At 66.2% G+C, this 6,830-nt stretch carries 7 protein-coding genes; 5 read left to right on the top strand and 2 right to left on the bottom strand.

The window, feature by feature from the left end:
* The 3 genes from VN856_RS26120 to VN856_RS26110 all read left to right on the top strand — a co-directional run.
* Positions 1-1,023, top strand: a 1,023-nt coding sequence (locus VN856_RS26120; protein WP_325694720.1) for an NtaA/DmoA family FMN-dependent monooxygenase, incomplete at its 5' end; no start/stop codon positions are given.
* Positions 1,023-2,207, top strand: a complete 1,185-nt coding sequence (locus tag VN856_RS26115; protein WP_325694726.1) for a CoA transferase — start codon at positions 1,023-1,025, stop codon at positions 2,205-2,207. The genes VN856_RS26120 and VN856_RS26115, both read left to right, overlap by 1 nt.
* A 14-nt stretch (positions 2,208-2,221) precedes the next feature.
* Complete coding sequence (locus VN856_RS26110) at positions 2,222-3,151, top strand: CoA ester lyase (RefSeq protein WP_325694718.1); 930 nt, start codon at positions 2,222-2,224, stop codon at positions 3,149-3,151.
* Positions 3,152-3,242: 91 nt separating this feature from the next.
* Here the strand turns inward: VN856_RS26110 and VN856_RS26105 are convergent, their stop codons facing one another.
* On the bottom strand, positions 3,243-3,863 hold the full coding sequence (locus tag VN856_RS26105; RefSeq protein WP_325694724.1) for an antibiotic biosynthesis monooxygenase: 621 nt from the start codon (positions 3,861-3,863) through the stop codon (positions 3,243-3,245).
* Between the two features lie 176 nt (positions 3,864-4,039).
* Entirely contained in the window at positions 4,040-4,666 is a 627-nt protein-coding gene (locus tag VN856_RS26100) for an antibiotic biosynthesis monooxygenase (protein WP_325694716.1), read from the bottom strand.
* Positions 4,667-4,786: 120 nt separating this feature from the next.
* Here VN856_RS26100 and VN856_RS26095 point away from each other — a divergent pair, with 120 nt between their 5' ends.
* Positions 4,787-5,176, top strand: a complete 390-nt coding sequence (locus VN856_RS26095; RefSeq protein ID WP_325694722.1) for a secondary thiamine-phosphate synthase enzyme YjbQ — start codon at positions 4,787-4,789, stop codon at positions 5,174-5,176.
* A gap of 112 nt (positions 5,177-5,288) precedes the next feature.
* Positions 5,289-6,830, top strand: a 1,542-nt coding sequence (gene alaS / locus VN856_RS26090; RefSeq protein WP_325694714.1) for an alanine--tRNA ligase, incomplete at its 3' end; no start/stop codon positions are given.

Here is a 6,830-nt window from a genome sequence, read left to right as displayed (position 1 = left end):
TACACGCCGTTCCACATCGCGCGCACCTTCGCCACGCTCGATCACCTGTCCCGCGGCCGGGCGGCCTGGAACATCGTCACCTCGGTCAACGACAGCGAGGCCCAGAACTTCGGGCTGGAAACGCATCTGGGTCACGACGCCCGCTACGACCGCGCCGAGGAGTTCCTCGAAGCCACCGTCGGCTTGTGGGATACCTGGGAGGACGACGCGATCCTGCACGACCGGGTCAACGGCATCTACGCCGACCCGGACAAGGTGCACGAGTTGCACCACAATGGCGAGTACTTCGCGGTGCGCGGGCCGCTGACCGTGCCGCGCACACCCCAGGGACGTCCGGTGCTGATCCAGGCCGGATCCTCGGGCCGCGGGCGTGAATTCGCTTCGCGCTGGGCGGATTTGATCTTCACCGGCGACCCGGGCATCGAGGTGGCCCGCAGTCACTACGCCGACCAGAAAGAGCGCATCGACGCCGCAGGCCGCGACCCGCAGTCGGTTAAGCTCTGCCCGATGGCCTACGCCGTGGTCGGCGAGACCGAAGACCACGCCAAACAACGCGAACAGGTCTTTCTCAACGACCTGGTGCACCCGATGGCGTCGCTGACCCTACTCTCGGAGTTGATGAACTACGACTTCGCCAAACACGACCTCGACGACCCGATCACCGATGAGCTCATCGAATCGGTGTCGGGAATTCGCGGGCTGGTGCAGAACCTGCGCGCCCACATCGGCGACGAGATCACCCTGCGCGATCTGGCCGGCCACCGAGCCACCCTGCTGCAGGGCCCGCGCTTCGTCGGCACCGGAACGCAGGTCGCCGACCAGATGGAGGAGTGGTTCAATGGCGGTGCCTGCGACGGGTTCGTCTTGGCCGCAACGCATTTGCCGGGCGCGTTCGAGGACGTGGTGCGGATGGTGATCCCGGAACTGCAGCACCGCGGCCTGTTCCGCGACTCCTACAGCGGGTCGACATTGCGTGATCACCTCGGGTTGCAACGACCTGCCTGCGCGCCCGTCGGACCATGATGCTCGAAGGCATCCGGGTTCTCGACGTCGCGACGCTGGCCGCCGCGCCACTGGCCGCCACATATCTCGGTGAATTCGGTGCCGACGTCATCAAAGTCGAGCAACCCGACGGCGGCGACCCGATCCGCACCTGGGGAAACCAGGTGGACGGCGTCGGCCTGATGTGGAAGTCGTTGTCACGCAACAAGAGATCTATCACTCTCAACCTGCGCGTAGCCGAAGGTCAGGCGTTGCTGCGACGGCTGGTCCAACACGCGGACGTGGTGATCGTCAACACCCGGCCGGCGACCCTGCGCAGATGGGGCCTGGACTACCCGGCGCTGCGCGCTGTCAACGACAAGATCGTGATGCTGCACATCACCGGGTACGGGCTGACCGGGCCGAAAAGCGAGCGACCCGGATTCGGCACGCTGGGCGAGGCGATGAGCGGATTCGCCAACATCACCGGCGAGGCCGGGGGACCACCGACGCTGCCGCCGTTCATGCTTGCCGACGGGGTGGCGTCGCTCAACGCCGCTTACGCGGTGATGATGGCGCTGTACCACCGCGACGTGCACGGCGCGCCAGGGCAGTTGATCGACATCAACCTGATCGATCCGCTGGCGCGGCTGCTGGAGCAGACATTGCTGGGCTACGACCAGCTCGGCCTGGTGCCGACCAGGGCGGGCAACCGCTGGGACATCTCGGCGCCGCGCAACACCTACCGGACCGCCGACGATCGCTGGCTGGCGATGTCGGGCAGCTCACCGCAGTTGGCGCTGAGGGCGTTTCGCGCGATCGGGCGCGCCGACCTGGTCGACGACGCCGACTTCGCCGACCCGCAGCGCCGGCTGGCGCGGGCCCGCGAGGTGGACCAGGTGGTCGCCGACTGGGTGGCCACCAAGACGCTGGCCGAGGCGATGGACATCTTCGACGCCGCGGAGGTGGCCGCCGCACCGGTCTACGACATCACCGATCTGGTTGCCGACGAGCAGCTTTCGCACCGCGAAGTCTTCGTCAAGGTCGGCGACGACGAACTGGGCGCGATGACCGTCCAGGCCCCGGTGCCCCGCTTCTCCGCTGCGACCGGTCGCGTGCAGCACCTGGGCCCGCGGATCGGTGAACACAACGCCGAGGTGTACGGCGAGCTGCTCGGGCTGGCCGGCGGCGACATCGACGACCTGCATACCCGGGGTGTGCTGTGAGAGGAGCCCGGTAGATGACCTCGCTGTTGCGCCGCTCGGAACTTGCAGTGCCCGCGGCCAATGACCACATGTTCGCCAAGGCCGCCGCATCGCAGGCCGACCTGGTCTTCCTCGACCTGGAAGACGCCACGGCGCCCGCCCACAAGGAGGCGGCCCGCGCCAAGGCGATCACGGGTCTCACCGAACTGGACTGGGGTCGCACGGTTCGGGCGATCCGGATCAACGGCCTGGACACCCCGTGGTGCCACGACGACATCATCGAAGTCGTCACCGGCGCACGAGACAACCTCGACACCATCATCATCCCCAAAGCGCTTCGGGCCCGCGATGTTTGGTGGGTCGACGTGCTGCTCACCCAGCTGGAGACCAAGCTCGGTCTGTCCCGCCAGATCCGTCTCGAGGTGCTGATCGAAGAGGTTGAGGGACTGGCCAACGCCGAGGAGATCGCCACCGCCAGCCCGCGACTGGACGCGCTGATCTTCGGTGTCGGTGACTTCTCGCTGTCCCAGGGTGCGCGGGTGGACACCAACTTCGACCCGCTCGGCGAATATCCCGGCGACTTCTGGGCCTATGCCCGCAACAAGGTGATCGTCGCGGCCCGCATCGCCGGCATCGAGGCGATCGACGCGCCCTACCCTGACTACGGCAATTTGGCGGGCTACGAGCGCGACGCGCGACGGGCCGCGCTGATGGGCTACACCGGCAAGTGGGCCATTCACCCGAGTCAGATCGACGTCGCGAACCGGGTGTACGCACCGACCGACGAGGAGATCGCGCTTGCCGAGCGCAACGTCGCGGCCTACCGGGAAGGCGAGCAGAAGGGTCTGGGCGCGGTCGGCGTCAACGGTGTTCTGGTGGACGCGGCCCACGTCAAAATGGCTGAGGCCACCCTCGCGCGCGCGGCGCTGATCAAGGGAGGCGGATGCGCGCCTTTTGGGCCCTGACATACGCCGAGATCGACGCCAGCGCGCAAAAATGCGAGAGCTCATCTCGCTCGCGTCGATCTCGAAGTAAGGGCAGCGACCCCACGAAGCGCTAGACGAGCTCGGGCACCCTCAGGTGGGCAATCGCCAGTTCGAACTCACCGACATCGAACTGGTCGGCGCCGAGGTCGCGAAGCCGTGCGGTACGCAGTGAGCGGGCGCGTTCTTCGTTGCGCTGCATGGCTTCAACGCTGTCGAACGTCGACGATGACACCGCCCGCCAGGACGTGCGGTCGATCATCAGGCTCGCGCTGCAGAAGCCTTCGAGCTCCTCGATCGCGGGGAGTACCGACTCCCGGTAAAACTCGATGGCGCGGTCGAATTGGTCGGGCCGCACCGTGAGCCAGGTGGCTCGCACGCCTGCACCCGGGCTCGACGGGTGGTCTCGATGCAGCACCGCGATCTCCCATTCGTCGACCGTCGGGCTGCCACCGAAGGTCTGTGCCGCTTGATCGCGAACCGGTCGTATCGCGCGGGCGCTCGCACGCATCGCCTGTTCGTTGTCCCACGAGCTGGTCGCAATACAACGACCAGAGCCACGGTCGACCAACAACGACACACCAAGACAGCCGTCGACTTTCTGAAGTGCGGGCATGACGACATCGCGGACCTGCGCGATCCCGGCGTCGATCGACGACGGTTGCGCCTCGATAGTGGTAGAGCGCGCGTACACGAAACCACCCTCTTCGCTCGGAGGCGGCGCCCCGGCGGCGCCACCGGTTCCACTCACCACCTTCCTCCGCCGGATTAGCCGTGGCAATGGGCAAGCCGCTGCGCTTGTTCTTCAGTTGGCACAAGGAGATACCGGCCGACACCCAATCGCTCGGTTCGGCCGGTCGCCCCCTTCGATCAGACCAGCTCGGGCGCCCGCAGATGGGCGAGTCGGAGCTCGAACTCGCAGTCGTCGAGCTCTTGGGCGCCGACCTCGCGGATCTTCTGATCCTTGAGGGCCGTTCCCGGGTCTCTGCTGCGCTGCATCGCCTCGAGGCTGTCGAAGGACGCACAGGACACGCTGCGTCCGGATGCACGGTTTACCAGCAGGCTGGCGCTGCAGAAGCCGTCAAGTGCCTCGAGCTCGGGCAGGACGGACATCTTGTAAAACTCGATGCCCTGGTCGAGTTGATCCGCCGGCAGCTGCACCCACGTCGCCCGTGCGCAGGCACCCTCGACTGAGCGGTGATCGCGGTGCAGCACTGCGATCTCCCACTCTTCGACCATTGGATCGCCGATACCGCCGAACTCGTCGGCCGCTCGATCGCGGATCGGCCGTATCTGCTCGGCGCTGGCCCGCATCGCCTCTTCGGTTTCCCATGCGGTGGTCAGAATGCACCGGCCGGTCTGCGAGTCGGCTAACAACGACAAGCCGACACAGCCGTCAACGTCGTGAAGTCTCGGCATGACGGCTTCGCGAAGGTGCGCAACGCCGGCGTCGATCGACGATGGTTGCGCCTGGATGGTGGTAGAGCGCGCGTACACGATCCACCCCTTTCCTCTTCGGGGCAGCGCCCCGGTGGCGCCACCGGTTCAATCAACCTTCCTCCGCTGGATTCGCCATGACAATGGGCAAATACGTAGGCTGGTCAGGTGAATACCGATGTGCTGGATGTGGACACCGCGCGTCGCCGTATCGTCGATTTGACCGAGTCAGTGCGGGCGTTCTGCTTTCCGCGCGGCGACGGACTCTGCAACGTCTTCGTCCCGCACGCTACGGCCGGGGTGGCGATCATCGAGACCGGCGCCGGTTCCGATGACGACCTGGTGGACACCCTGGAGCGCTTACTGCCGCGCGATGACCGCTACCGGCACGCCCACGGATCGTTCGGCCACGGCGCCGACCACGTGATGCCGGCGATCATCGCGCCGTCGATCACCGTGCCGGTGCAGGCGGGGGAGCCGCTGCTGGGCACCTGGCAGAGCGTGGTGCTGGTCGACTTGAACAGGGACAACCCGCGGCGCTCCGTGCGTTTGTCGTTCCTGCAGGGTTGACCGCGGTCAGCTTTATCGCGTGATCGGGCGGAACAGTGGGACCGGTACTGTGATGCGGTCGAAATAGGCTGATACCGGCCGGGTAGGGCCGAAATCAAGAGGAAGCGGAAAAGTGCAGACACACGAGATCAGGAAGAGGTTCCTGGATCATTTCGTGAACGCGGGCCACACCGAGGTACCGAGTGCCTCGGTGATTCTCGACGACCCCAACCTGCTGTTCGTCAACGCCGGCATGGTGCAGTTCGTGCCGTTCTTCCTCGGCCAGCGCACGCCGCCGTATCCGACGGCCACCAGCATTCAGAAATGCATTCGCACGCCCGATATCGACGAGGTCGGAATCACCACCCGGCACAACACCTTTTTCCAGATGGCGGGCAACTTCTCGTTCGGCGACTATTTCAAGCGCGAGGCCATCGAGCTGGCCTGGACATTGCTGACGCGCAAAGTCGACGACGGCGGATACGGTTTTGATCCGGAAAAGCTCTGGGCCACAGTATATTTCGACGACGACGAAGCCGTGCAGTTGTGGCGGGAGATCGCGGACCTGCCCGTCGAGCGAATCCAGCGCCGCGGCATGGCCGATAACTACTGGTCGATGGGCATTCCCGGGCCGTGCGGCCCGTCCTCGGAGATCTACTACGACCGCGGTCCCGAGTTCGGCATCGAGGGTGGCCCGGAAGCCAACGAGGACCGCTACATCGAGATCTGGAATCTCGTGTTCATGCAGAACGAACGCGGCGAGGGCACCAGCAAAGACGACTTCGAAATCCTGGGTCCATTGCCGCGCAAGAACATCGACACCGGCATGGGCGTCGAGCGGGTCGCGTTTCTGCTGCAGGGCGTGGCCAACGTCTACGAGACCGACCTGCTGCGTCCGGCCATCGACGTTGTGGCCCGGCGTGCGCCGCGCGGCTACGACGTCGGCAACCACGCCGACGACGTGCGCTACCGGATCATCGCCGACCACAGCCGCACCGCGGCGATCCTGATCGGCGACGGTGTCAGTCCGGGCAACGACGGCCGCGGATACGTGCTGCGCCGGCTGCTTCGGCGGGTGATCCGCTCGGCCAAGCTGCTCGACATCGACGGCCCGATCGTCGGCGAGCTGATGGCCACCGTCCGTGACGCGATGGGCCCGTCGTACCCCGAACTGGTCGCCGACTTCGACCGGATCAACCGGATCGCTGTCGCGGAGGAGACCGCGTTCAACCGGACGCTGCAATCGGGTTCGCGGCTTTTCGAAGAGGTGGCCGGTGCCACCAAATCATCCGGCGCGACCGTGCTGTCCGGCTCGGATGCCTTCACGCTGCACGACACCTACGGATTCCCGATCGAGCTCACCCTCGAGATGGCCGCCGAGGCCGACCTGCAAGTGGACGAACTCGGGTTCCGGGAACTGATGGCCGAGCAGCGCCGCCGCGCGAAAGCCGATGCCGCAGCACGCAAACACGCGCACGCCGACCTGACGGCCTACCGCGAATTGGTCGACGCCGGCCCCACCGAATTCACCGGGTTCGACGAATTGACCTCGCAGGCCCGCATTCTGGGCGTCTTCGTCGACGGCAAGCGGGTGCCGGTCGTCGCGCACGGTGGCGAGGGGGCGGACAGGGTCGAACTGGTGCTTGACCGCACCCCGCTGTATGCGGAGTCGGGC

The organism is Mycobacterium sp., from assembly GCF_035603715.1.
GTDB lineage: Bacteria > Actinomycetota > Actinomycetes > Mycobacteriales > Mycobacteriaceae > Mycobacterium.
The sequence above is the reverse complement of the archived record's forward strand: the minus strand, read 5'-3'. Positions and strand labels throughout refer to the sequence as shown.